This window comes from Pseudorhodoplanes sp., assembly GCF_035565855.1.
In the GTDB taxonomy this organism is placed as follows: domain Bacteria; phylum Pseudomonadota; class Alphaproteobacteria; order Rhizobiales; family Xanthobacteraceae; genus Pseudorhodoplanes.
The window spans coordinates 1-24,950 of record NZ_DATMRX010000331.1 but is presented as its reverse complement, the minus strand read 5'-3'; the positions used below and the strand labels follow the sequence as shown (position 1 = coordinate 24,950).

Here is a 24,950-nt window from a genome sequence, read left to right as displayed (position 1 = left end):
CTTAAACGGACGGCATCGCGGCCGCCAGCTTTTTCGCCTGCTCCGCAAGAACCTCCGGCTTCTCCTTGTAAGAGGCGGCCGGCTTCATCGGCACGCCGTCCTTGCGCGGGATCACGTGCACATGCAGGTGAAACACCACCTGGCCGCCGGCATTCTCGTTGAATTGCTGCACGGTGACGCCATCGGCCTCGAACGCCCGCATGCCCGCTTTCGCCACGCGCTGCGCAATCTGGGCCACATGCGCGAGATCGTCGGGCGCGACGTCGAGGATATTGCGTGCCGGCGATTTCGGGATGACGAGGGCATGGCCCGGCGCACGCGGCATGATGTCGAGGAAAACGAGTGCGCGGTCATCCTCGTAAACCTTGTGACAGGGCAATTCGCCGCGAATGATCTTGGCAAAGATATTGTTGGGATCGTAATCCGGCATCGTGTCCTCACAGCGTCGCAAGTCGCGAAGAAATGGATAGCGTCCGAAATCGGACGCCATCGCTTCGGGCTAATCCTCAGTCTTGCGGAAAGGGGTCATTGCATCAAGTTCGCGGCCGGCGGCGTCCACATAGGCTCGCTCGCGCTTGAGATAATCGGCGATCGCCCGCCGCAGCGCGGGATCAGCAATATGGTGCGACGAATACGTGGTCACGGGCACATAGCCGCGCGCGAGCTTGTGCTCGCCCTGGGCCCCGGCTTCCACCGTGGTCAGCCCATGGGCGATGGCAAAGTCGATCGCTTGATAATAGCAGAGCTCGAAATGCAGGAACGGATGGTGTTCGATCGCGCCCCAGTGCCGGCCAAACAGGGCATCTGCGCCGATGAAATTGATCGCGCCGGCGATATAGCGACCGTTGCGCTTCGCCATGACGAGCAGGATCCGATCGGCCATGGCTTCGCCGATCATCGAGAAGAACGCGCGCGTGAGGTAAGGGCGGCCCCATTTGCGCGATCCGGTGTCCATATAGAAGGCGAAGAAATCGTCCCACACCGCTTCGGTGAGATCGCGGCCGGTCAACGGGTGGATGGTGATGCCACTCTCGAGCGCATCGCGACGCTCGCGGCGAATGGCCTTTCGTTTGCGCGAGGCCAGCGCCGCCAGGAAATCGTCAAAGCTCGTATAGCCTTCATTGCGCCAGTGGAATTGCTGATCGGTTCGCTTGAGAAAGCCGTGCTCGCTGAGCCTGTCCCAGTCCGGCTTCGGCAGGAAGGTGACATGCACTGACGAGGCCTGCCGGCGTTCACCGAGTGCGATCAGGCCTCGGGCCAGCGTTTGTTTGACCGCGTCGGCATAAGGCGACGGCTTGGCGAGCAAGCGCGGGCCCGTTGCCGGCGTGAACGGCACCGAGACCTGGAGCTTGGGATAATAGCTGCCGCCGGCGCGTTCATAGGCGTCGGCCCAGCCATGATCGAACACATATTCGCCCCGCGAATGCGACTTGAGATAGCAGGGCACCGCGCCGACGAGCTCGCCATCCGCGGTTTCGGCCAGCAGGTGCTGCGGTGCCCATCCGGTGCGGGGTGTGGCCGATCCGGACCGCTCCAGCGCCGACAGGAAGGCATGCGACACGAAAGGATTGCCGATCCAGCGGGCGGCGGCCGGTCCCTGCTCACCCATTGCATGAGGCTCTTCACCGCACGCTTGAGCCGCGCCGACCCCGGCGCAGGCATCCCATTGCGCGGCCGGAACTTCGCCGAGATTGGAAATGACCCGCAGCGTGAGTTCGAGGGGCCTGTCGGTCTGGTGTGAGGCGGCGTCGGACATTCGTTGGGTTCCTAGCCCGTCTTTATGGCCGAAATCCTTCGAAAATCATCTGGTCAGCCCAGCGCTGCGCGCGGAGCCGGTCCTTGTCGGTGCGGACGGTCCAGGTGAGGAGCGGCAAGCCGAAACCCCACCGGCCAAGCAGCGGCCAGAACCTTGTCAGGTCCCGGACCGACCAGGCGAGGAAATGCGGACGCGCGCGAAAGGCGTTGCGCACATATCGTGCTCTGCCGACAGGAACTGCCTCATCGCGCCGACTTTGCGCGACGAGGCCGCGCGGAAGTCCGGGCGCTTCGCGCTGCAATGCGCGGATCAGGGCCGGGTCGAACGACATTCCCGCCACCGGCCCGGCATAGCCCTGCAGAACCTCGGCAACCCGGCTCGCCAAGCGCACATCGCCGTCGAAGTGGCTCTTCAGTTCCAGCAGCAACGGCACCCGTCCGCCGACGAGATCGCACAATTCCTCAAGCCGGAGCATCCGGTCCGACGTGTTCTTGAATGCAATCGTCTTGAGCGTTGCGGCCTCGCGCGAGGCGACCGCGCCGTGGCCCTCGGTCAGCCGGTCGAGCGTATCGTCGTGAAACACCATCGCCTCGCCATCGGCGGACAGCTGGAGATCGCATTCGATGCCATATCCGCCCGCAATCGCGGCCGAAAACGCCGATCCGGTATTTTCGATCACGCCGTTGGCTGCGTCGTGGAGTCCACGATGCGCGATGGGTCGCGCAGTCAGCCAATCGAGACCGGCCATGGATGACGTGCCGTCAGGAGACCTCGAACATCCCCTCGACCTCGACCGCGGCGTCGAGCGGCAGCACGGAAACCCCGATTGTCGTACGCGCGTGCCGGCCCTTTTCGGCGAAAGCGGTCACCATGAAATCGGACGCGCCATTCATAACCTTCGGACCGTCGAGGAAGGACGGCACCGAACTGATGAAGCCGCCGAGCCGCACGACGCGCACCACCTTGTCGAGATCGCCGAGAGCAGCCTTCACCTGCGCCAGCACGTTGATTGCGCACATTCGGGCGGCCTTTTGTCCGTCCTCGACCGAGACCTCGGCGCCAAGTTTACCCTTGGCCACCAGCTTGCCTTCGGCGTCGAGACAAAGCTGTCCCGATACGACCAGCAGGCTACCGGTGCGCACGAAACCGACATAGTTTGCGATCGGGGAGGCCGGTGTCGGCAACACGATCCCGAGATCGGTCAGCTTCTTCTCGACAGAACCGGCCATTTCATCCTCCTGCGCGCCTCACAATGGACGCATTCTCTTCGCCGATTGATGCCGCCTCCGCAAGGGGCCGTTGCGACGGGCCCGTCCGGATTTTATCTTCCGAGTCAAAGGATTCGCACAAATGGGCCATGCCAGAATTTTGAACGTCGCCTGGGTGGTTCTGTTGACCTCGGCGGGGGCGGGTTTGGCCGCACCTGCGCAAAAGCCAGACACCATCACATTCGCGTCGCATCGCGCGATCTACGACCTCAAGCTTGCATCGGCGCGCGGCAACCGGCCCGTCGAGGCGGTTCGCGGCCGCATCCTCTATGACTTTTCCGGCAATGAGTGCGAGGGTTACGCGCTTCAATTCCGCCAAGTATCCGAAATCGATGCGGGCGAGGGCGTCCGCATGACGACGGACATGCGCGCCACGACCTGGGAGGACGCCGCGGCCAACGCCTTCCGGTTCAATTCTCAGAATTATGTCGATCAGAAGCTGAAGTCGTCGGTTGACGGGCGTGCGGAGCGAGAAAACGCACAGGTCGGTGTCAAACTGGAGAAGCCTGAAAAGAAGGCGTTCGAGATCACCGCACAGATCATCTTCCCTACCGATCACATGCGGCGCATCATCCTTGCAGCGCGGGAAGGCAAGACCTTGTTGCAGGGACCGGTTTTTGACGGGTCCGACAATGGTCAGAAGGTCTACGATACGCTGACCGTCATCGGCCAGCCGATCGAGCCGAGTGCAGCGCAGCCGGACGACGCCGCGGGCAAGGACGAGCATCTCTCGAAGCTGCGCCGATGGCCGGTCAGCATCAGCTATTTCGACAAATCCAAGACCGAGGGCGATCAGCTGCCGGTCTACGGCATCAAATTCGAACTGTACGAGAATGGGGTGTCGCGCGCTCTTGCGCTCGACTACAACGACTTCGTCGTCAGTGGCACGATGACCGCTCTCGAGACCCGCCCGACCAAACCCTGCCAGTGACAATCGCGCTCAGGCGCCATCGTCCAGCGCAAGTCCGCGCTTGATCGCTTCGCGCCCGAATTTTTCCCGCAGATAGTCTATCGTTCTTTCGCTTGCGGTCGCCTTGCGCGCGTAAGGGTCGAGCAAATCGTCGGGGTCGGCGCCCTCGGCGGTCCGAAGGTTCGATACCCCGATCCCGATCAGACGGAATTTGGTGCCGTCGATTTCCTTCTCCAGCAATTCACGACCGCAGCTGAAGATGCGTCGCGCGAGCTGGGTCGGATCGCTCAGCGAACGCGCGCGGGTGCGAATCTGGAAGTCCGCCGATTTCAGCTTCAGCGCAACCGTCGTGCCGCTCAACTGGACAGCCTTGAGCCGCGCGGACACCTTTTCGCTGAGATCCCAGAGGATTTTTTCGAGCGCGCGCATGTCCGCGATATCGGTGTCGAAGGTGGTCTCCGCCGAAACGCTTTTTGCATCGCGATCCGGCACCACCTTGCGGTGATCGATGCCGCGGGCGAGGCGACTGAGCCGCTGCCCCTCGGCGCCGAGGCGACGCATCAGCTCGATTTCGTCGAGCCTCTGCAGGTCGGCGATGGTGCGAAATCCCTCTCGGGCCAGGCGCTCCTGAGTCACCTTGCCGACGCCGAAGATGATGGAGATCGGCTTGCTCGCGAGAAACGCAGGAGCTTCCATCCGCCCGAGCATCGCAAAGCCGCGCGGCTTGTCGATATCCGAGGCGATCTTGGCGAGGAACTTGTTGTAGGACAGGCCGATCGAGACGGTGATGCCGATCTCGCGCTCGACCCTGGAGGCGAACAAGGCCAGCGATTGTGCGGCGCTGCGGCCATGCAGGCGCTGCGTTCCCGACAGATCGAGAAACGCCTCGTCGATCGACACCGGTTCGACCAGCGGCGTGAGCTCGCGCATCAGCGCCCGCACCTCGCGCGCCACCGCGACATACTTCGCCATATTAGGCTTGATCACCACCGCGTGCGGACACAGCCGCCGGGCCTTGAACATCGGCATCGCCGAATGGACGCCAAACGTGCGCGCGATGTAGCAGGCGGTCGAGACCACGCCGCGCGTTCCGCCGCCGACGATCAGCGGTTGATCGGCGAGGGCAGGTTGATCGCGCTTTTCAATGGTCGCGTAGAAGGCATCGCAATCGACATGCGCGACGCATAATTCGTCGATTTCGGAGTGGCGAGCGAGGCGCGGCGAACCGCAATTTGGGCAGCGACGGCCGGCCCCGGCATCCGCCAGGCAGTCGCGGCAGAATCCCTTGGTGCGGACGACAGGGGTCATGGCAGGGTCACGCCAACGGCAAAGGTCACGGAATGTCGCGTTCCACCGGCGGTCCAGACAACAGCCGACGGGCCTGTGCGACCCGCTCGGGCGCCACGCCGGCATTCTCGGCAAAGGCGATCATGTCTGATTCGTGTTGGGCCAGATGCTCAAGGACGCCCGCCAGAAACCACTTTTCCCGGGCGGCGGCTCGGACATCTCCCGGACCCATACCGGTCGCCGCCAGAAACCGGCCCAGACGCTCGGCATCAGCGGCCAGGAATCCAAGGGCCTGAATTGCCATGATTTCGGCGTCCTCGGACCGCAGCGTCGCATTGTTAATCATGGCTTTCCGTTTGCCTTTCCGTAACAAATGAGAATTACCTTCCGCCGCATTGCCCGAGTCCGCTTCCGGCGTGGCGGCGCCCGGCGCCCTTTCAGGCTGGGCGCGCGGAAGACTAGCCCAGGAGGGGCGGGGGAATGGCCAAGACAGTGCTGATTGTGGAGGACAACGAGCTCAACATGAAGCTCTTCCACGATCTTCTTGAAGCGCATGGCTATCACACCGTCGGGACTCGCAACGGCATCGATGCCATGGACCTTGCGCGCCAGCATCGGCCCGACCTCATCCTGATGGATATCCAGCTGCCGGAAGTCTCGGGACTGGAGGTCACGAAGTGGCTGAAGGATGACGCTGAGCTCAAGGCGATTCCGGTCATCGCGGTGACCGCGTTCGCGATGAAGGGGGACGAAGAGCGCATTCGTGCGGGGGGCTGCGAGGCCTATCTGTCAAAGCCGATCTCGGTCGGCAAATTCATTGAAACCATTCGTCACTTTCTCGGTAATGCATAAGGCTGATCGCAAATGACAGCGCGTGTTCTTGTCGTCGACGATGTCCCGGCCAATGTGAAGCTTCTCGAGGCGCGTCTCTCGGCGGAATATTTCGACGTGATGACCGCCCAGAGCGGTGCCGAGGCTCTCGCGATCTGCGAACGCGCCGAGTGCGACATCGTTCTTCTGGATGTGATGATGCCAGATCTCGACGGGTTCGAGGTTTGCCGCAGATTGAAGAGCAATCCGGCGACGCATCACATCCCCGTCGTCATGGTGACGGCGCTCGATCAGCCATCGGATCGTGTCGCCGGGTTGCGCGCGGGAGCCGACGATTTCCTCACCAAGCCGGTGTCGGACATCGCGTTGATCGCCCGTGTGCGCTCGCTCACGCGCCTGAAAATGATGACGGACGAACTGCGCATGCGCGCCGTCACATCGCGGGAAATCGGGATCGAGAGCGCAGAGCGCGAGGCGATCAATGAGTCCGGATCGCAGGGCCGCATCCTGATCGTGGATGACCGCCGTGCGTCCTATGAACGGCTCGCCGCCATGCTCGGACAAGAGCATGTCGTCGATATCGAATCCGACCCGAGTGCGGCGCTGTTTCGTTCCGCCGAAGGAAATTACGAGCTCCTCGTGGTGTCGCTTGGCCTTGAAAACTTCGACGGATTGCGTCTGTGCAGCCAGTTGCGCTCGCTCGACCGGACTCGAAATCTGCCAATCCTTGCGATCTGCGAACCGGACGAGACGCCGCGGCTGTTGCGCGGTCTCGAAATCGGCGTCAACGATTACCTGATGCGCCCGATCGACGGGCATGAATTGCAGGCCCGCGTCCGCACCCAGATCAAGCGCAAGCGCTATACCGAGCGGCTGCGGGACAACGTGCAGATGTCGATCGAAGCCGCGATCACGGACGCGCTCACCGGATTGCATAACCGCCGCTACATGGAGAGCCATCTCGCCAAGCTGGTCGAGCAGGCGGGGTCGCGCGGCAAGCAGCTCGCCGTGCTGGTTCTCGACATCGACTTTTTCAAATCCATCAATGACACCTACGGCCATGATTGCGGCGATGACGTGCTTCGCGAATTCGCCATCCGGGTCCGCAAGTCGATCCGCGGCATCGATCTGGCGTGCCGGGTCGGCGGCGAGGAATTCGTGGTGGTGATGCCGGAAACCGACATGTCGGTCGCCTCAACGGTCGCGGAGCGGCTGCGCCGCCGAATCGCCGCCGAGCCGTTCCCGATCGAGCAGGGGCGGCGCAGCATCGATGTCACGATTTCCGTCGGGATCGCGGCGCTGGAATCCTCCCACGACACTGCGGCCCAGCTTATCAAGCGGGCCGACCAGGCGCTGTACCGTGCCAAGCGCGATGGGCGGAACCGGGTAGTAGCGAACGCCGCCTAAGGGCTCGGTCCCACCCGGAGGACCCCGTGGACCGGTAAACCCTAATCTTTTAGGTTGATAGCAGATTGCCGGCCCGGAGCGGTCTTTGGGCTTTGATTTCCGGGAGTTGTGCGGGTAGCCTGCCGGCCAGCATCAGGTGCGGTCGTGGCCGCGCTGACCCGCGGCTGATGATGCCGCAATGGGTCGATCGACCTTTGAAAACCCTACGGAATGCTCAGGTCCGCCGCATCTCCTGGGTCCGTGGGGTCGGCCGGTCCGGAGGCGGTGACGAGTGGCCTCCTCATAACACCGCTTCCGGCCGGCCACCATTTTCTGGCGGAACCGGACCCAAGGTCTTCGCCCTGTCGCGTTTCAGGAACGCCGGCGGCGTCTTACTTGATCTTGGTCTCGCGGAACTCGACGTGCTTCTTCGCGATCGGATCGTATTTCTTCTTCGACAACTTGTCGGTCATCGTCCGCGAGTTCTTTTTCGTGACGTAATAAAAGCCGGTGTCAGCGGTCGACAGCAGCTTGACCTTAATGGTGACGGCCTTGGCCATGGTAACCTCGAATGGCGGGATTTGGCCGGGAAACTAGCGGCTGATCCGGCAAAGTCAAGAAATCCGCTAATTTAGGCGATCAGGTCCCGGAAGAAGGTCTTCCGCGGCATCCGGTAGAAGGGAACCGGCAATTCGTGGCCGAATCCCTCTGCCACACGCGCCTCGAGCTCCTGCAGGACGACACCGGTGATCGTCGGCATATCGAGGTTGCGCGCCTCTGAGATCGGCATCCAGACCAGTTCGACGAGTTCGGCATCGGCGTGGACGACGTTCTCGACCTTGTGCGCGATCGTGGCGGCGTCCACCGCGAAGAATCGGGTGTCGAAGCGGCGGGGGCGTCGGGAAGGGGTGATAGCGCGTGCGATGAAATGCAAGGACGACAGGTCGGGATAAAAGCCTGCCTTGGCGAATTCCGTCCAAGGGCCCTCCGGCACCGGTCCGGCATTGCTCAGCGGTGCTCCGAGAATGAGGCCGGTCTCCTCAAAGGTCTCGCGGATCGCGGCGAGCGCAAGCCCGCGCGCCCGCCCGATGCTCGGCCGCCTCGTGCCGTGCATCAGGTACTTTTCCGTGTATGCATTCAGAGGCGCCGCGACCGGCATCAGCCGATCGGTGGGCTCGAGCCGGCCGCCCGGAAACACGAACTTGCCGGGCATGAATTTGTGGCCGTGATGGCGCTTGCCGAGCAGTACCTTCGGCGTCGCGCCTGAACGGTCGACGATGATCAGCGTCGCTGCATCCCGGGGCCGGACATTCGGCGAACTGCGCTCGCGCTCGGCTGCCGTCAGCCGCTTTTCGAGATCGGTCAGCTGGCGCATTTCGAGGAAGTCGTTACCGCCGGGACCGGATCATTCTTGTCACCGCGAGGATCAAAGCCATGCATTCGCATGGCCCATTGCCAGGCGACCACACCGCCCTTGATCGGATGCATCAATGCGAAAGCAAGACCTAACGTCAGCGGCATCCAGATCGCGCCGTGGACCCAATAGGGCGGGGCGAACGCGGTTTCGACCGCAAGCACCAGCGGCACGATGATGTGTCCGACAAGGACGATATTGAGATAAGCCGGGAAATCGTCGGCGCGGTGATGATGCAGGGCCTCATCGCAAGCGGGGCAATGATCGTTGACCTTGAGCAGGGCGCGAAACAGACGGCCGCGGCCGCAGGCCGGACATGCACCGGCAAGTCCGCGCTTCACAGCCTGCCAGCCATCGCGTGGCGGCAGCGTCGTCATGTCGTGATTTATCGTCATCATCCTCGCCTCCTGCGTGGCAACCGATCTTCCCGCCGCCCGGTCGGGCGTGCGCGGGTTGAGCGGAGCGCGACGCGCTTGCCGGCCCGTCCGGCAGACATCAGTTCGAACCGCAGCGCACCCGCCACGGGAATGGCTTCCACGAGCTTTACCGTCACCTGATCGCCCAGCCGGTAGGTTTCTCCGGTCGAGCGTCCGATCATGGCGTGGCGGTCCTCATGATACTGGAAATAGTCGTCGCCGATGGTGCGAGCCGGAATGAATCCGTCGGCGCCGGTTTCGTCAAGTTTGACGAACAGGCCGGCACGCGTCACCCCGCCGATCCGGCCCTCGAACACGGCGCCGATCCGGTCGGCCAGATGGTGCGCGATCAGGCGATCGGTGGTCTCGCGCTCGGCGGCCATGGCCCGGCGTTCTGACGCTGAAATCCGGGCCGAAATCTCGTTGAGAGCCTTGATATCCGCATCGGCCGGAAGTGCGCCATCGCCCCATTTCAGCGCCCGGATCAGGGCGCGGTGGACGACGAGGTCTGCATAGCGGCGGATCGGCGATGTGAAATGCGCATAGCGCCGCAGGGCGAGGCCGAAATGGCCGTAATTCTCCGCGGAATATTCGGCCTGGGCCTGACTGCGGAGCACCACTTCGTTCACCAGGGTCTCGGTGTCGGAGCCTCTCACTTGCTGCAGCACGGTGTTGAACATGGCAGGCCGCAGCACCGCTCCTTTCGGAAACGACATGTCCAGCGTACGCAGCAGGTCGCGCAGGGCTTCGACCTTTTCGAGAGAAGGCTCGTCGTGGACCCGATAGATCAACGGCACGCCCGCGCGTTCGAGCGTTTCGGCCGCCGCGACATTGGCTAGGATCATGAATTCCTCGATCAGCCGGTGCGCGTCCAGCCGCTGCGGCACAATAACCCGATCGAGCGTGCCATCCGGATTGAGCAGGATTTTCCGTTCCGGAAGATCGAGATCGAGTGGACCGCGCGCATCGCGCGCTTTCCTGACGGCGCGGTAGGCCGCGTAGAGCGGGTCGAGTACGGCCTTGTTGATGGGACCCGTGGTGTCGTCGGCATTGCCGTCGAAGGCATCCTGGGCCTGCGCATAATGCAGCTTCGCTGCCGATCGCATGAGAATGCGATGAAACGTGTGCGAGCGCTTTCGTCCATCGGGCGCGATCACCATGCGGACGGCAATTGCAGCGCGGTCCACCGATGGCTTCAGCGAACACAGGTCGTTCGAGATGCGCTCGGGCAGCATCGGCACCACCCGGTCCGGGAAATACACCGAGTTGCCGCGCTCGAGGGCCTCACGGTCGAGGGCGGAGCCCGGCCGCACATAATGCGCAACGTCGGCAATGGCGACGGTGACGATGTAGCCGCCGCGATTGGCCGGGTCGGTATCCGGCTCGGCATGGACCGCGTCGTCGTGATCCTTTGCATCGGCAGGATCGATGGTGACGAGCGGCAGCGCGCGCCAGTCTTCACGGCCCTTCAAATCGGCCGGCTTTGCCGCTTCCGCTTCCGCCAGCACCTCGCGCGGGAAGACATGCGGAATGCCATGCGCATGGATCGCGATCAGGCTGACCGCACGCTCGCTCTTCAACGAGCCGAGACGTTCCTTGATCCGTCCGGTCGGCAGGCCGAAGCGACCTTCCTTCGCCACATCCGCAGCGACGAGTTCGCCATCCTGGGCGTCCATGGTCGCGTGGGGCGGGATGGCGAGTTCACGGCCAAGGGCCTTCTTGTCGACCGGCACCAGCCGTCCACCGCCGCCCGGAAGCGCGCGGAAAATTCCGAGCATGCGCTTCTTGGCGCGGTCGAGAACCTTGATGACACGGCCGGTATAGGTCGCGCGGCCGTCGCGCTCTGTGAGTTTCTCCACGCGCAGCAGCGCGCGGTCGCCGATGCCAGCGGCTTCGCCAGGCTTCGCCGCTCTGCGCAGTGTTGCGATCAGGATGCGCGGAGCCTCGCCATGGGCTTCCTCGTCCCAATCGGTCGGCATCGCGACAAGCTCACCATCGCGGTCGCGCTCGACGATGTCGGCCAGGGTGACCGAGGGCAGAGAGCCCGGCTTATGATGCTTCTTTCGGCGCGTTTCCACCGCGCCTTCATCGGCAAGATCGCGCAACACCCGCTTCAACTGGGCACGATCGGCATTCTTCAGCCCGAAGGCGCGCGCAATCTCCCGGGTGCCAGCCTTGCCGGCATGATCTTTGACGAATGCGAGCAGCTGGTCCCGGGTCGGGAAGGGGGCGGGGTTTTGTTTCGATCGGGCCAAGATGACCTCGATGTGGCCTCGGCCGGACCCTCCGGCAAGGGGGTTAATGAGCAACCTTGCGTTTTCGTTCTGCCACCTTCTCGGTTGCAGCCGGCCCGGCCGTTTTGGACCGGGATTTGGCGGCGGCCGACTTCGAGGCCGCCTTGCGCGCAGTGGTTTTCTTCGGCGCGGGCTTGTCGTCGGCATCGCCGGAAGCCGAGGCCTTGGCCTTTTTCGCCTTCGCCGGCTTGTCGGTTCCGTCCGGCTTGGCCGTCTTCGCCGCAGCCTTTTTCTTCTTGCCGCCGCCGGCCGCGATCCGGGCGTCGATCAGACCGACCGCTTCTTCGAGCGTGATATTGTCCGGCGTCTTGTCGGAGGGAAGCGTCGCGTTGACGCCGTCATGGCTGACATAGGCGCCATAGCGTCCGTTCTTGACGATGACCGGCCCGCCCTTGTCCGGGTGTTCGCCGAGCGAGCGGCCGGGATCGGCACCGAAACGCCGGCCCTTGCCGGGATTGGCCTTCTTTTCCGCAATCAGCGTGACCGCCCGGTTCAGACCGATATTCAAAACATCGTCGCCGGGTTCGAGATTTGCGTAGGTCTTGCCGAGCTTCACGTAGGAGCCGAACCGCCCGATACCGGCGATGATCATCTCGCCGGTTTCGGGATCCTTGCCGACGTCACGGGGCAGCGACAACAAACCAAGCGCCGTCTTCAGGTCGACATCGTCCGGTGACAGGCCTTTCGGCAGACCGGAGCGCTTCGGCTTCTCCTTGGTCTCCTTGTTACCCTCACCGAGCTGGACATAGGGGCCGAACCGTCCGCCGCGCAGCGTGACGTCCTCGCCGGTCTCGGGATCCTTCCCGAGGAGTTTCGTGCCGGTGTCGCCGCCATTCGCGCCCGGCGTGAGCTGACGGGTGTAATTGCATTCCGGGTAGCGTGAACAACCGACGAAGGCGCCGAACCGGCCGACCTTCAACGAAAGCTGCCCTTCGCCGCAATTCGGGCATTGGCGCGGCTCGCCGCCGTCTGCGCGCTTCGGGAACACATGGGGCCCGAGCAGATCATTGAGGGCGTCGAGCACCTGGGTGATCCGCAGCTCCTTGATCTCGCCGACCGCGGCGATGAAATCCTCCCAGAAATCCCGCAGCAGCTGGTGCCATTCCAGTTCGTTGTTGGACACCTTGTCGAGCTGCTCTTCGAGCGAAGCCGTGAAATCGTACTCGACATATTTCTGAAAGAAGCTCTCCAGAAAACCGACCACGAGCCGGCCCTTGTCCTCCGGAACAAGGCGTTTCTTGTCGAGCCGGGTATAGCCGCGGTCCTTCAGCACGGCGAGGATCGACGCATAGGTCGAGGGGCGGCCAATGCCGAGTTCTTCCATCCGCTTGACGAGGGACGCTTCGGTGAAGCGCGGCGGCGGCTCGGTGAAATGCTGGGTGGCGCTGATCTTTTCCTTGCGCAGCGGCTCACCCTGCGACACCGCCGGCAGACGCTTCGAATCCTCGTCTTCCGTGTCGTCGTCCTCACCCTCCTGATAAAGGGTGAGGAAGCCGTCGAACTTGATCACCTGACCGGTCGCGCGCAGCTCCAGATTGCGACCCGCGACCTTGGCCGCGATGTCGACGGTCGTGCGCTCAAGCTCGGCCGACTGCATCTGGCTGGCGACCGCGCGATTCCAGATCAGCTCGTAAAGCTTGGCCTGATCGGAATCGAGTGCCCGCGCCACATCGCGCGGGGTGCGCGATGCATCGGTCGGACGGATTGCCTCGTGTGCTTCCTGCGCGTTCTTCGACTTGTTCTGATAGCGGCGCGGCGTGTCCGGCACGTAATCCTTGCCGTAATTCTTGCCGATCATGGACCGGATAGCGGCGATCGCCTCCGGCGCCATGTCAATGCCGTCGGTACGCATATAGGTGATGAGACCCACGGTCTCACCATTGATGTCGACGCCCTCATAAAGACGCTGCGCGACCCGCATGGTATGCGCCGGCGCAAACCCGAGCTTGCGGCTCGCTTCCTGCTGCAGGGTCGAGGTGGTGAACGGGGGCGGGGGATTGCGCCGCGCAGGCTTCGCCTCGACCGAAGAGACGGTGAAGGCGGCATTCTCGAGTGCCTGCTTGAAATCCTCGGCGTCCTTGCCGCTGCCGATATCGAGCCGGGTGATCTTCTGCCCGTCGGCGCCAACGAGGCGCGCCTCGAAGCTCTCGTTGCGCGGGGTGGCGAGCGTCGCGATCAGCGACCAGTATTCGCGGGCGACGAATTTCTCGATCTCGAGCTCGCGGTCGCAGACGAGGCGCAGCGCCACGGATTGCACGCGGCCGGCGGAACGAGCGCCCGGCAATTTCCGCCACAACACCGGTGAGAGCGTGAAGCCGACCAGATAATCCAGGGCGCGGCGCGCGAGATAGGCATCGACCAGCGCGTGGTCGATCTTGCGCGGGTGCTTCATCGCCTCACTGACGGCCTGTTTGGTGATGGCGTTGAAGACGACGCGCTCGACGGTCTGGTCCTTGAGCGCCTTCTTTTCCTTCAGCACTTCGAGGACGTGCCAGGAAATCGCCTCGCCCTCGCGATCCGGGTCGGTGGCCAGAATGAGCTTGTCGGCGCCCTTGACGGCCTTCGCGATGTCATTGATCCGCTTCTGGGCGCGCTCGTCGACCTCCCAGATCATCCGGAAATTATGGTCCGGATCCACCGATCCGTCCTTGGCCGGGAGATCGCGGATGTGTCCGAACGAAGCCAGAACCTCGTAGCCCGGGCCAAGATACTTATTGATGGTCTTGGCTTTGGCCGGTGACTCTACGACCACGATATTCATGAAATTCCAATGAGTTAGGTCCGCGCCGGGGGCGTCACTTTCCGATTCAGGCGCTTAGTTGGGGCCGGACCATGGGTAAATCGACCCCGGGAGTCAAATATAGGACCTGCATTCACAACAGGACGCCGCAAATTGTACCATTGCCAGAATACAACCTTTGAGTGATATTGTTTGGTGATGCAATCTTTTGGACAGGGTCGGAGCGGGTCGGCCAGAACGAGCGGCGAGCCCAGCTCAGCTGCGGATCGAACCGCGGCCGCCGCCTATATTGCCGATCTGACGGGCAGCCTTGCCGTGATGGCCCGGCGCCACGGATTGCATGCGCTCGGTTATCTCCTCGACATGGCAAAGCTGGAAGCCGAGTCAACCAGGACGGGGGATCCCAGCCCCTGACCGCATCGCGGGTCAAAGGAGCGCCACGCGGCCTCCGGTCTGCCGCTCGAGGCGGCCCGCGATTTCAAGTTCGAGCAACACGGTCCTGACGACCGCTGCACGAGCGCCGGATAGACGAATGAGATCGTCGATATCAATAGGCGTCGGTCCGAGCAGCGAGGTGATCCGTCTCCGCTCGTCGGCCGCGGGCTCGGCGGTCGAGGCGTGGTTGTCCGCCTCCGGTTCTTCCGCCGGGGCGCTGATGGTGCGCCCGAGAATGGGATCGAGCGCCGTCAGGATGTCGCTGGCCTCGGTCACCAGCGTCGCGCCCTGTTTCAGGAGGCCATTGGTGCCTTCGCAGCGGGGGTCGAGCGGCGAGCCGGGGATCGCAAACACTTCGCGGCCCTGTTCGAGCGCAAGACGGGCAGTGATCAGCGAGCCGGATCTGCGGGCGGCCTCGATCACCACGACGCCCAGCGACAGTCCGGCAATGAGGCGGTTGCGGCGCGGGAAGTCGCGCGCACGAGGTTCCCAGCCGAACGGCATCTCGGAGATGGCAGCGCCCCGCTCGACAATCTCATCCAGGAGCGGCGCATGCTCAGGCGGATAGATCTGATCCTGTCCACCGGCGAGGCACGCGATCGTTCCGGTGTCGAGCGTCGCCCGATGTGCGGCGGCATCGATCCCGCGCGCCAGACCCGACACCGTGGTGAATTCGGCCTGGCCAAGGTCGCGGGCAATCTGACTGGCAAACTTGGCGCCGGCGGCAGAGGCGTTTCTAGAGCCGACAATCGCGACCATCGCAGATTTCAGAACGTCGCTCCTGCCCCGGACGGAGATCAAGGGCGGAGCGTCATCGATCATGCGCAAACGCGCCGGATAATCGGGCTCGCCGAGCGCAACAAAGCGCGCTCCGATACGGGCGGCCGCTTCGAACTCCCGTTTCGCCTGATCGAGTGAGCAGATGCGGCCGGGCGCCTGCGCGCCGCCGCGCCGTGCCAATGCGGACAGCATCTCGAGCGCGGCGGCAGCGCCGCCGTAATGATTCACAAGCGCACGGAAGGTGCGGGGGCCCACATTCTCGCTGCGGATAAGGCGCAGCCAGTCGAGTCGCTGGTCGTCGTTGAGCGTCATGCCCGCGCCGGCTTGCGGACGCGTCACGGCTTCACCGCGGATCGTCCGATCTTCGTTTCCGTCCCGGCCATCAGTCGCGCGATGTTCGCGCGATGCATAATGACGACGAGTAACGCCATCACCACGAAGAGGCAGGCCACGACGGGCAAACCGAGCGCCCACAACACCAGCGGAGTAAGGGAGCAGGCAGTCAGCCCGGAGAGCGAGGAATACCGGGTCAGAGCGGCGATAGCGATCCAGATCGCGCAGAAAATCAGCACCGCCAGCCAGGAAAATCCAAGCAGCACGCCGATATAGGTGGCGACGCCCTTGCCACCCTTGAAGCCGAGCCAGACCGGAAAGAGGTGGCCGACAAAGGCACCGAAACCGCCGGCAATCGCTGCCTCGGGCCCGAAGACATATCGGGTCAGCAGGACCGCGGCCGTTCCTTTCAGCATGTCGCCGATGAGGGTCGCGGCAGCAATTCCCTTGCGGCCGGTGCGGAGCACATTGGTCGCACCGATATTGCCCGAACCGATGCTGCGAATGTCCGGTCCACCGGTGAGCTTTGTCAGCAGAAGGCCAAACGGAATTGAGCCGAACGCGTATCCGATTGCCAGCGCGCACAGCAGGACGGGCAGCATTGTCTGTGTAAAGGTCATCTCAGCAGCGCCCCCGCCACTTCACCGCGATGACGGCGGGCCTGATTTCAGTTCCGCCGGTCGGCAAATCGTCAGGCGGAAGCGTACTCGTAGGCCGTGCGTCCGGCAACGATGGTGCGGATCACGCGGCCTTCGAGTCTGGCCTCGTCGAAGGGCGTATTCTTGCACTTGGATTTCAGGTCGGCCGGATCGAGCACCCAGGAGATATCCGGATCGATCACGATCACGTCGCCTGGGGCGCCATTGCGCAAAGTGCCGCCCGGCAGGCCAAGGATTTGAGCCGGCTTCGTCGACATCGCGGCGAGGAGTTGTGTCAGAGAAAGCTGTCCGCCGTGGAAGAGACGAAGGGCCGCCGTCAGCATGGTCTCGAGCCCTACGGCGCCGGGCGCAGCTTCGGCGAAGGGGAGGCGTTTGGTCTCGACATCCTGAGGATTGTGATCCGACATCACGATGTCGATCAGTCCCGATGCCAAGGCCTCGACAAGGGCCGCCCGGTCGTCTTCGGCGCGCAAAGGCGGAGAGAGTTTGAAGAACGTCCGATAGGGTCCGATATCGATCTCATTCAGGGTGAGATGGTTGATCGACGCCGCCGCGCTGACCGGCAGTCCGGCATCCTTGGCGCGGCGCAGGATCTCGATCGATTCACGGCAGGTCAGCGAGGCCGCGTGATAGCGGCTGCCGGTGAGCGCAACGAGACGCAGGTCGCGCTCCAGCATGATGGCTTCGGCCGCGGTCGGGATGCCATGCAGGCCGAGGCGAGCGGCGAGTTCGCCCTCGTTCATTACGCCTTCGCCGATGAGGTCCGGGTCCTCGGTGTGATGAACAACGAGCGCGTCGAAATCGCGGGCGTAAGTCAGGGTCCGGCGCATCACCTGCGCGTTGGTCACGCTCTTGGTGCCATCGGTGAAGGCCACGGCGCCCGCGGCCTTCAGGAGGCCGATTTCGGTCATCTCCTTGCCTTCGAGGCCCTTGGTCAAAGCTGCCATCGGCTGCACATGCACGATCGCGGTGTCACGCGCCCGGCGCAGGACGAAATCGACGATGGCGGGCTCGTCGATCGCCGGCGATGTATCCGGCTGACAAATGATGGTGGTCACGCCTCCCGCCGCCGCCGCCTGACTCGCGGTGGCAAGCGTGTCGCGATACTCGGCGCCCGGTTCGCCGACGAAGGCCCGCATGTCGATCAGCCCGGGCGCGACGATGCGGCCCTTGCAATCGACGATCTCGGCGCCCTCGGGCACGCCGGCCGCACCGATCCCGCGCTTGGCATCCCGGATCACGCCATCGGCAATCAGAAGGTCGCCCGGAAAATCCAGATTGCGCGACGGATCGATGATCCGGGCGTTGGCGAGCAGGATCGGTCTGCGGTCGGACAGCATGATCAGGCGTTCGGCAGGTTGCGCGACAGCGCTTCGAGTACCGCCATGCGAACGGCGACCCCCATTTCGACTTGTTCGCGGATCAACGATTGCGCGCCGTCGGCCACGCTCGAATCGATCTCGACGCCACGGTTCATCGGTCCCGGATGCATGATGAGTGCGTCCGGCTTGGCATAGGCGAGCTTCTTCTGATCGAGCCCGAAATAGGCGAAATATTCCTGGGTCGAGGGAACGAAAGAGCCGTTCATGCGCTCGCGCTGCAGGCGCAACATCATGACAATGTCCGCGTCCTGCAATCCTGCGCGCATGTCGCGCGTGACTTCGACACCCATCCGTTCGACATGGGACGGCAGCAGCGTCGAAGGCCCCACGACACGCACCCGCGCGCCAAGCGCATTCAACAGGATGATGTTGGAGCGGGCGACCCGCGAATGCAGAACGTCGCCGCATATCGCGACGATCAGTCCCTCGATCCGGCCCTTGTTACGCCGGATGGTCAGGGCGTCAAGCAAAGCCTGGGTCGGATGTTCGTGTGCGCCGTCGCCCGCGTTGATGACCGAGCCGTCGACTTTCTGCGCCAGCAGTTCCACGGCGCCGGAAGCATGGTGCCGCACCACCAGGATGTCCGGATGCATGGCGTTCAGCGTGATCGCGGTGTCGATCAGGGTCTCGCCCTTTTTCATGGCGGAGGACCCGACAGCCATGTTCATCACGTCGGCGCCGAGCCGCTTGCCGGCGAGTTCGAACGAGGACTGGGTGCGGGTGGATGATTCAAAGAAGAGATTGATCTGGGTGCGGCCGCGGAGCGATGCCCGCTTCTTCTCGATCTGACGGTTCAGATCGACGAATTCCTCGGCGAGATCGAGCAGGCCGATGATCTCGTCGCGCGAGAGTCCTTCGATCCCCAACAGATGGCGCCGGTTGAGGACGAACGACGATGTGGCAGCGATGGTCATTAAAGGCGGCTCTATAGGCCCATCGTGGAGGGGCTGCAAGGCGCGTTTCCCGCCATCCCCAACACATCCTGAATCGGCCAAAGCCTGGGTGCCATGTTACGATCGGCGGGACCGGAGTGGGCCATGCCAGATCCGCGTGACGACATCGACAATCAGCCGCCTCGTTTTGCGGATGTCGATTTGTTTCTGACCGACCGGCCGCTGTGCGAAGCGGTGGCGGCCAATGGCGCGGCTGGTGAAAGCGATGCGCTGACCGCATTCGGGCGCCACTGGGGCCGCGCGGCAATGTTCGTCCGTGCGGCACTGGCCGACAGCCATCCGCCGCGCCTGCATGGCGAAGCGGTCCGTTTTCATCCGGCCTACCACGCCTTCATGGCCGAGAGCATGGCGGCGGGTCTGCATTGCTCGACATGGAATGCGGACGGTTCCCCCGCCGGCGCTCCGGCCGAGGTCGCGCGCGCGGCGCGCTTCTACATGGTCGCGCAGGTCGAGAACGGGCATATGTGTCCGATCACGATGACCCGGGCGTCGGTCGCGGCTTTGTCGGCGCAGCCCGAGCTGCGCGCGGAACTGATGCCGAAGATCGTGTCGCATGCCTACGATCCGGCTTTCGCTCCCTGGCCGAAGAAGTCGGCGATGACGCTCGGCATGGGCATGACCGAGAAGCAGGGCGGCACCGACGTTCGCACCAACACCACGCAAGCCGTGCGTGACGGCGAGGCCTATCGCATCACTGGCCACAAATGGTTCATGTCGGCCCCGATGTCCGATGCCTTCCTTGTTCTGGCGCAGGCCCCGGATGGTCTAACCTGCTTTTTCATGCCGCGCTTTCGGCCCGACGATCGCCTCAACGGGCTGCATTTTCAGAAGCTCAAGGACAAGCTTGGCAACCGCTCGAATGCGTCCTCCGAGGTAGAGTTCCTCGACGCCTATGCGCGCCGTGTGGGCGATGAGGGTAGGGGCATCCGCACCATCATCCAGATGGTGCAACTGACGCGGCTCGATTGCGCGATATCCTCGGCCGGATTGATGCGCGCCGCGCTTTCGCGCGCGCTGCATCACGCGCGCCATCGCGTCGTGTTTCAGAGAAAGCTGGCCGATCAGCCGATGATGCGCACGGTACTCGCCGATCTTGCGCTGGATTGCGAGGCTGCGGTCGCCGTCGTCATGCGGCTCTGCCGGTCGTTCGATCAAGCTTTTAGCGATCCTCTCGAACGCGCGCGCTCCCGCATGCTGACGCCCGCGGTCAAATACTGGGTCTGCAAGACGGCGCCGGCCTTCGTCTATGAAGCGATGGAGTGCCTTGGCGGCAATGGCTACGTCGAGGACCATGTGCTGGCGCGGCTCTATCGCGAAGCCCCGGTCAACGCGATCTGGGAAGGATCGGGTAACGTGATGGCGCTCGATCTGCTGCGCTCGTTCAAGGATGCCGATGAAGAGGGTGCAGTGCTCGCTTCACTCAAGGATGAAACCCGCGGTCTTCCGGAGGCGGAGTCCGCTCTGGCGGACATCGGGCTGATGCTGAAGGCACAGGATGCCGAAGCGAACGGGCGGCGGATCGCTGGCACGCTTGCAATCCTTGCCGCGGCCGCGGCCCTGCAATCGACCGCTCCCGAGATCGCCTCGGAATTTGCGCGGACGCGGCTGCGCGGGGGATCGCGTCTCTATGGCACGCCGCCCGGCAATGCGAAGCGATTGCTGGAACGCGCGGCTCCGGCCTAGACGCTCCGGTTCCGCATTTGGCGCAGGAAATCCAGTGCGCCTTGCAGAATGAACGCCGCAGCATGCTGATCGATGATCGCAGCGCGCTTGGCACGGCTCGCATCCGCTGCAATCAGGTCACGCTCCACCGCAGCCGTGGACAGCCGCTCGTCCCAGAACGCGATCGGCATATCCGTCAGCCGCGCCAGATTGCGCGCGAAGGCGCGCGTCGACTGGGCGCGCGGGCCCTCCGAGCCGTCCATATTCAGGGGCAGCCCCAGCACGAAGCCGACCGCGCGGCGCTCCGCCGCCAGCGCAAGGAGACGGGCGGCGTCAGTCTGGAAGGCTTTCCGCGCGACGGTTTCGACGCCGGCCGCGAGGCTGCGGTCAGGATCGGAGGCTGCGACGCCGATGGTTTTGGTACCGAGATCAAGCCCGATCAGCGCGCCTCTGGCAGGCAGGATCGATGCGGCTTCGGCGAGCGGGCAGACGGGTGCGGTCATGCCTTGTCCTTAGCATCACCACGGTCCGGCGGCAGCTTGTGATATCGGGCAGGTCTGGTGTGATGGTATGAGCCTGCAAGGCCGCGCGACTGATTCTCCGGCCGTCCGATCGAGCCTCGCATGACAAGCATGGAGCCCGCGCCTCATCCCGGCAACCAGGCATGCACGCCCTGGGGTTTCTGGGCCACCACGGCTTACGGAATGGCGGCCATCGTGGCCTGGATGGCAACGCAGCTATCGGTGGCCTTCCTGGTGCTGGCCGCCATCGGCGTTGGTCGCAACGCATCGGACTTCGAGGTCGAGACTTTGGCGTCTCATGCCTTGACGATCGCGCTCGCGACCATTCTGGCGATGCCCGCGCCGATCGCCGTCATCGCGGCTGCCGCGCGGTTGCGGCGCTGTGCGGTTGCCGATTATCTGGCGCTGCGATCGCCCAAACCGGCCGACCTGATTGTCGGCCTGATCTTCATCGCCGTGCTGTTGCCGCTCGGCGACCTCAGCTCATGGATGACAGGCCGCGATCTCGTTCCGGCGGCGGTAGTGGAAGCGTATCGCAGCGCGCGTTCGTCAGGAACGCTGGTGCTGCTCGCCTTGGCACTGGTCGTCGCGGCGCCGCTCATGGAAGAATTGCTGTTCCGCGGCTTCCTGTTTCGAGGTTATGCCGCGTCGCGCCTCGGGCCATGGGGCGCCATTGCACTGACGTCGCTCGGCTGGGCGGTGATGCATGTCCAGTACGAGGCCTTCTATATCGTTCAGATTTTCGTGCTTGGCCTCGCGTTCGGATGGCTGCGCTGGCGCAGCGGCTCGACAACGCTCACTGTGATCCTGCATGGCATCGTCAACGCGCTGGCGCTCATGCAGGTCGCCTTCATCGTTGAACAGGCAGCCCCTTAGCGTTTTGCCACAAACCCGTCGCGAATAGCTTCGATGCGAGATTGCGTGGTGTAGCCCTCGCCGTGGTGCGGATGCCATGTGACCGCATCGTCGCATTGGACTTGCCCTGCGGGACGAATACGCCAGGTTTGGTTGTCGATCAGACGAAGTTCGCAGATGTTGCCGTCTCGCGGCGTGACCAGGATCGACCCGGTGCGAAGGTCTTCGTCTGCTGACGCCGCCCGCTGCGGGACGGCGGACTCGCGGCTCCCGAAGTCCGGGATCAGCTTTCCGTCCGAAAGGCTGGTGGCCGCGACAAAGATCAGCAACAGCGCGGCGAGCACTGCATGTTGCCAGTCACGAGCCCTGGACTTGTCGCGCTGGTCCGATCGGATTCGTATCGCCATTGCCGGCCCTTATCCCGAACGAACAATGTCAACGAATAGGGTTGACGATTGGTGACAGTCAAAAATCCGAGCAGGGACAACGAGTTGGCATAGGCTCACGGATTGTTGCGAAAGCTGCCGGCAAACGCCACATCCAATCCGGTGAATCAGCGGTAGAATTCTTTTTATGAAGGCTCTCGGCGAAATTCCGCTGGTCGATGTCCGCGAAGGCGGGACGCTGCGGCAGGCGCAGGAAAGCGCCGCACGCGCGCGCGCCTTGCGTGATGATTGCCTGACATTCTTTCCGCGGCCCGTCGCAGCGGCGCTGCCGGTCCTCGACAAGGCGGCGCGGCGCTGGTTGGCGCGGTCGCAATCGCCGTATCTGCATGAAATCGAGGGGATTGCCGCGGCGCTTGGCTTCAGCGGCGTCTGGTTCCTGAACGGCTCTTATTCATGGGGCTGCACCACGATGAGCCGGGACGAGGAGGGCGAGCCTTGGCTGGTTCGCACACTGGACTGGCCGTTCCCCGGTCTCGGGCGGCATGTCGAGGTCGCTCACAAGCGCGGCGAAGCCGGAGAATTCTACAGCGTGACCTGGCCCGGCTATGTCGGAACCTTGACCGCCTTGGCGCCGGGCCGGTTCGGTGCCGCGATCAACCAGGCGCCGCTCTGGCGACGCACCCGTCATCCGTGGTTGCGGCCTTACGACCTAGCGGCCAATGCGATGAGGACCTGGAACATCCGCAGTATGCCCCCGGACCAGCTTTTGCGTCAGGCGTTCGAAACCTGCTCCGACTATGCCTCAGCCCGCAGGGTGCTTGAACGGACGCCAGTGGCCCGTCCGGTCATCTATTCGCTGGCCGGCACGCGCCCGGCGGAACGCTGCGTGATCGAGCGGACGGAAGAGGATTTCGAAACGCGGGAGACCGCAACGGTTGCCGCTAACGACTGGCACAATCGCCGCGAGCCTTGGGAGGCCCGCATCGGCGGCGACCTCATCCTTACGTGCCGCTACGAAGAGGCTGGCGAGAACAGCCGTTGCCGGCGCGAGACCATGGAGAACTTTGCCGGCTCGCTGATCGACCAGCCGTTCGGATGGCTGGTCGAACCGGTCAATAACCGCTTCACCCGGCTTGCAGTCGAGATGTGCCCCGCGCGCGGGATCCTGCGCGTGATGGGACTCGAAAGCGAAGACGGTGGGAGCCTCGCGACACCCGTCACCCATATTCGCGAGGTTACTGCATCGGTCGCGATGGCGGCGTGATCGTTATCCGATGACCATAGTCACGCCACGTCGGCTTCCTTAAATCGAAGGAAGCCGAGTCGAACGTAATCGGCCTGATCCGTTCCAAGGAGGAAACAATGAGGGCTCTGTTACTTGCCGCAGCGATCGCTCTCGCGTCCGGCAGTGCTCACGCCGCGGCGTGCAAGATCGAAGCATCGAACAAGAAGCTCGCCGGCGCTGCGCTGAACAGCTTCATGACAAAGTGCGAGAAGGACGCGCAGGCGATATGCGACAAGTCTGCGGCGGACAAGAAGCTTTCCGGCGCGGCAAAGACCAGTCACATCAAGAAATGCGTGTCGGACGCGGTCGGTAACTGATCGCGGCGACTGCGCGTAAAAAAGGCCCGCGATGAGCGGGCCTGTTTGTTTCGTCCGGCCCGGTTCTCGGCCGTCAGATCCGGACCCAGTGGATATCGCCGAGGTCTTCCCGAAACGCGAAACGCTTCAGGTGATCGACGACCACGGTCTGGGTTCGCTCGAGCGTCGCCTCGTCGGCGGCATGTATCCGCATCGTAAGCTTTTCGGGATCGGCGGTGAAGTCGCAGCGGCGATCTTCCGAAAACGGCACCGAACCAGTCTCCGGCGTAAACTCCACCGGAAATTTGTGGCTCCAGTGCTTGCAGATTTGTTGCAGATAGCGGCTTGCCGACGCGGTTGCCACCTGCGCTTCCGATACGTGCATCTTCCCGTCCGTAGCGATTGATCTGACAGGTCAGATAAGCGAACCGGCGCGTGGCCGCAATCTGCCGCGCATCCGCTTAGATCTATTCCACACTCAGGGTCTTTGACTGGAAGAGCTGGCGGATCGCGTCGAGCCGCCTCTCCACCTTGCGTTCCCGGACAGGAAGGTTCGCGTTCCAGGTCACCTCCTCCTCGCAGACCACGTCTCCGCCGTCGCTTAATGTCCAGGTTTCATTGTCTATCCAGCGGCGGCGGCAGACATTGCCGTTTTGCGGCACGAACAGGAGAGTGCCGGTCCGCAATGCCGCGGCCATCAACATGGCCGCCTGCGCCTCTCGCGCGGCTGCGCGCGCAGCGGCGTTCGTCATCTGGGTATGGATGCCATAGCCGCTCAGCAGCACGCCCAGAAAGCAAGTCACCACCACCGCAGCGACGACGCCACGGCGCCGCTCGCTGTGCCAGCTTTTCGGCTGGGTGCTCGCGCGGACCGGCGTGGCGGGGGTGCGATCTGGTATTCGTCGAGGGGCGCGCTGAACCCGGGTGGGTTGGCGGAGGGGCGGGCGATTGCGAGTCATTGCCCGCACTGTGGGGCAAGCCTGTTCGGATCGCGTTTAGCCAGCGCGCGCAATTTGCTTCGAATTGTCGATAGCGGTATCGCTGTCGCCGTTCAGGCGTCGGACATTCTTCGCCGAGCCTGAACGTGCGATTGTAGCGCTC

Annotated in this window: 26 protein-coding genes; 7 read left to right on the top strand and 19 right to left on the bottom strand. The window is 63.6% G+C overall.

Annotated features, from left to right (window positions below):
* Position 1: 1 nt before the first annotated feature.
* The 4 genes from VN004_RS18960 to VN004_RS18945 all read right to left on the bottom strand — a co-directional run bounded on the left by VN004_RS18960 (position 2) and on the right by VN004_RS18945 (position 2,985).
* Positions 2 to 430, bottom strand: coding sequence for an HIT family protein (locus VN004_RS18960; protein WP_325613397.1), 429 nt, complete (start codon positions 428 to 430; stop codon positions 2 to 4).
* A 69-nt stretch (positions 431 to 499) separates the two neighbouring features.
* Positions 500 to 1,756, bottom strand: coding sequence for a GNAT family N-acetyltransferase (locus VN004_RS18955; protein ID WP_325613395.1), 1,257 nt, complete (start codon positions 1,754 to 1,756; stop codon positions 500 to 502).
* Positions 1,757 to 1,778: 22 nt separating this feature from the next.
* A complete protein-coding gene (locus VN004_RS18950) occupies positions 1,779 to 2,504 on the bottom strand; it encodes a glycerophosphodiester phosphodiesterase family protein (protein ID WP_325613394.1) in 726 nt (241 codons plus the stop codon).
* Positions 2,505 to 2,517: 13 nt separating this feature from the next.
* Positions 2,518 to 2,985: a RidA family protein gene (locus VN004_RS18945; protein ID WP_325613392.1), complete on the bottom strand. Its 468-nt coding sequence runs from the start codon at positions 2,983 to 2,985 to the stop codon at positions 2,518 to 2,520.
* 121 nt (positions 2,986 to 3,106) lie between these two features.
* Between VN004_RS18945 and VN004_RS18940 the strand changes: the two genes are divergently transcribed.
* Entirely contained in the window at positions 3,107 to 3,955 is an 849-nt protein-coding gene (locus VN004_RS18940) for a cell envelope integrity EipB family protein (protein ID WP_325613389.1), read from the top strand.
* A 9-nt stretch (positions 3,956 to 3,964) separates the two neighbouring features.
* Here VN004_RS18940 and VN004_RS18935 read toward each other — a convergent pair whose 3' ends face one another.
* Together VN004_RS18935 and VN004_RS18930 are read right to left on the bottom strand one after the other, a co-directional pair.
* Positions 3,965 to 5,242, bottom strand: coding sequence for a DNA polymerase IV (locus tag VN004_RS18935; RefSeq protein ID WP_325613385.1), 1,278 nt, complete (start codon positions 5,240 to 5,242; stop codon positions 3,965 to 3,967).
* 25 nt (positions 5,243 to 5,267) lie between these two features.
* A complete protein-coding gene (locus VN004_RS18930) occupies positions 5,268 to 5,567 on the bottom strand; it encodes a DUF3572 domain-containing protein (RefSeq protein WP_325613382.1) in 300 nt (99 codons plus the stop codon).
* A 134-nt stretch (positions 5,568 to 5,701) separates the two neighbouring features.
* Between VN004_RS18930 and VN004_RS18925 the strand changes: the two genes are divergently transcribed.
* Entirely contained in the window at positions 5,702 to 6,073 is a 372-nt protein-coding gene (locus tag VN004_RS18925; protein ID WP_325613380.1) for a response regulator, read from the top strand.
* 12 nt (positions 6,074 to 6,085) lie between these two features.
* A complete protein-coding gene (locus VN004_RS18920) occupies positions 6,086 to 7,459 on the top strand; it encodes a PleD family two-component system response regulator (protein ID WP_325613378.1) in 1,374 nt (457 codons plus the stop codon).
* Positions 7,460 to 7,830: 371 nt separating this feature from the next.
* Here VN004_RS18920 and rpmG read toward each other — a convergent pair whose 3' ends face one another.
* From rpmG to VN004_RS18875, 9 genes are all read right to left on the bottom strand, one after another.
* Positions 7,831 to 7,998, bottom strand: a complete 168-nt coding sequence (gene rpmG / locus VN004_RS18915) for a 50S ribosomal protein L33 (RefSeq protein WP_325613376.1) — start codon at positions 7,996 to 7,998, stop codon at positions 7,831 to 7,833.
* Between the two features lie 71 nt (positions 7,999 to 8,069).
* Positions 8,070 to 8,813: an NUDIX hydrolase gene (locus VN004_RS18910; RefSeq protein ID WP_325613373.1), complete on the bottom strand. Its 744-nt coding sequence runs from the start codon at positions 8,811 to 8,813 to the stop codon at positions 8,070 to 8,072.
* Positions 8,801 to 9,250: a DUF983 domain-containing protein gene (locus VN004_RS18905; protein WP_325613370.1), complete on the bottom strand. Its 450-nt coding sequence runs from the start codon at positions 9,248 to 9,250 to the stop codon at positions 8,801 to 8,803. The genes VN004_RS18910 and VN004_RS18905 overlap by 13 nt, the downstream gene beginning before the upstream one ends.
* On the bottom strand, positions 9,247 to 11,523 hold the full coding sequence (gene rnr / locus VN004_RS18900; RefSeq protein ID WP_325613367.1) for a ribonuclease R: 2,277 nt from the start codon (positions 11,521 to 11,523) through the stop codon (positions 9,247 to 9,249). Before rnr ends, VN004_RS18905 begins: the two co-directional genes overlap by 4 nt.
* A gap of 43 nt (positions 11,524 to 11,566) precedes the next feature.
* Positions 11,567 to 14,323 carry a type I DNA topoisomerase gene (topA, locus tag VN004_RS18895; protein WP_325613363.1) on the bottom strand — a complete coding sequence of 919 codons (2,757 nt, stop codon included), beginning with the start codon at positions 14,321 to 14,323 and terminating at the stop codon, positions 11,567 to 11,569.
* Positions 14,324 to 14,728: 405 nt separating this feature from the next.
* Positions 14,729 to 15,829 (bottom strand): DNA-processing protein DprA, encoded by a 1,101-nt coding sequence (gene dprA / locus VN004_RS18890; protein ID WP_325613438.1) that lies wholly within the window; start codon positions 15,827 to 15,829, stop codon positions 14,729 to 14,731.
* A 23-nt stretch (positions 15,830 to 15,852) separates the two neighbouring features.
* Positions 15,853 to 16,452 carry a glycerol-3-phosphate 1-O-acyltransferase PlsY gene (plsY, locus tag VN004_RS18885; protein ID WP_325613361.1) on the bottom strand — a complete coding sequence of 200 codons (600 nt, stop codon included), beginning with the start codon at positions 16,450 to 16,452 and terminating at the stop codon, positions 15,853 to 15,855.
* Between the two features lie 89 nt (positions 16,453 to 16,541).
* Positions 16,542 to 17,849 (bottom strand): dihydroorotase, encoded by a 1,308-nt coding sequence (locus tag VN004_RS18880; RefSeq protein ID WP_325613359.1) that lies wholly within the window; start codon positions 17,847 to 17,849, stop codon positions 16,542 to 16,544.
* A gap of 2 nt (positions 17,850 to 17,851) precedes the next feature.
* Entirely contained in the window at positions 17,852 to 18,805 is a 954-nt protein-coding gene (locus VN004_RS18875) for an aspartate carbamoyltransferase catalytic subunit (RefSeq protein WP_325613358.1), read from the bottom strand.
* A 123-nt stretch (positions 18,806 to 18,928) separates the two neighbouring features.
* Between VN004_RS18875 and VN004_RS18870 the strand changes: the two genes are divergently transcribed.
* Entirely contained in the window at positions 18,929 to 20,527 is a 1,599-nt protein-coding gene (locus tag VN004_RS18870) for an acyl-CoA dehydrogenase family protein (RefSeq protein ID WP_325613355.1), read from the top strand.
* On the opposite strand, the gene ruvX is transcribed toward VN004_RS18870, so the two are convergent.
* Positions 20,524 to 21,009 (bottom strand): Holliday junction resolvase RuvX, encoded by a 486-nt coding sequence (ruvX, locus tag VN004_RS18865; protein ID WP_325613352.1) that lies wholly within the window; start codon positions 21,007 to 21,009, stop codon positions 20,524 to 20,526. The genes VN004_RS18870 and ruvX overlap by 4 nt on opposite strands.
* 120 nt (positions 21,010 to 21,129) lie before the next feature.
* Between ruvX and VN004_RS18860 the strand changes: the two genes are divergently transcribed.
* Positions 21,130 to 21,903 (top strand): type II CAAX endopeptidase family protein, encoded by a 774-nt coding sequence (locus VN004_RS18860; protein WP_325613350.1) that lies wholly within the window; start codon positions 21,130 to 21,132, stop codon positions 21,901 to 21,903.
* On the opposite strand, the gene VN004_RS18855 is transcribed toward VN004_RS18860, so the two are convergent.
* Entirely contained in the window at positions 21,900 to 22,226 is a 327-nt protein-coding gene (locus tag VN004_RS18855) for a hypothetical protein (protein ID WP_325613348.1), read from the bottom strand. The genes VN004_RS18860 and VN004_RS18855 overlap by 4 nt on opposite strands.
* A gap of 229 nt (positions 22,227 to 22,455) precedes the next feature.
* On the opposite strand from VN004_RS18855, the gene VN004_RS18850 reads away from it, so the two are divergent.
* Both VN004_RS18850 and VN004_RS18845 read left to right on the top strand, forming a co-directional pair.
* Positions 22,456 to 23,532: a hypothetical protein gene (locus VN004_RS18850; protein ID WP_325613346.1), complete on the top strand. Its 1,077-nt coding sequence runs from the start codon at positions 22,456 to 22,458 to the stop codon at positions 23,530 to 23,532.
* 98 nt (positions 23,533 to 23,630) lie between these two features.
* Complete coding sequence (locus VN004_RS18845) at positions 23,631 to 23,870, top strand: hypothetical protein (RefSeq protein WP_325613343.1); 240 nt, start codon at positions 23,631 to 23,633, stop codon at positions 23,868 to 23,870.
* 73 nt (positions 23,871 to 23,943) lie between these two features.
* Here the strand turns inward: VN004_RS18845 and VN004_RS18840 are convergent, their stop codons facing one another.
* On the bottom strand, positions 23,944 to 24,234 hold the full coding sequence (locus VN004_RS18840; protein WP_325613340.1) for a DUF2218 domain-containing protein: 291 nt from the start codon (positions 24,232 to 24,234) through the stop codon (positions 23,944 to 23,946).
* Positions 24,235 to 24,316: 82 nt separating this feature from the next.
* Positions 24,317 to 24,808, bottom strand: a complete 492-nt coding sequence (locus tag VN004_RS18835; RefSeq protein ID WP_325613337.1) for a hypothetical protein — start codon at positions 24,806 to 24,808, stop codon at positions 24,317 to 24,319.
* Positions 24,809 to 24,950: the final 142 nt, after the last annotated feature.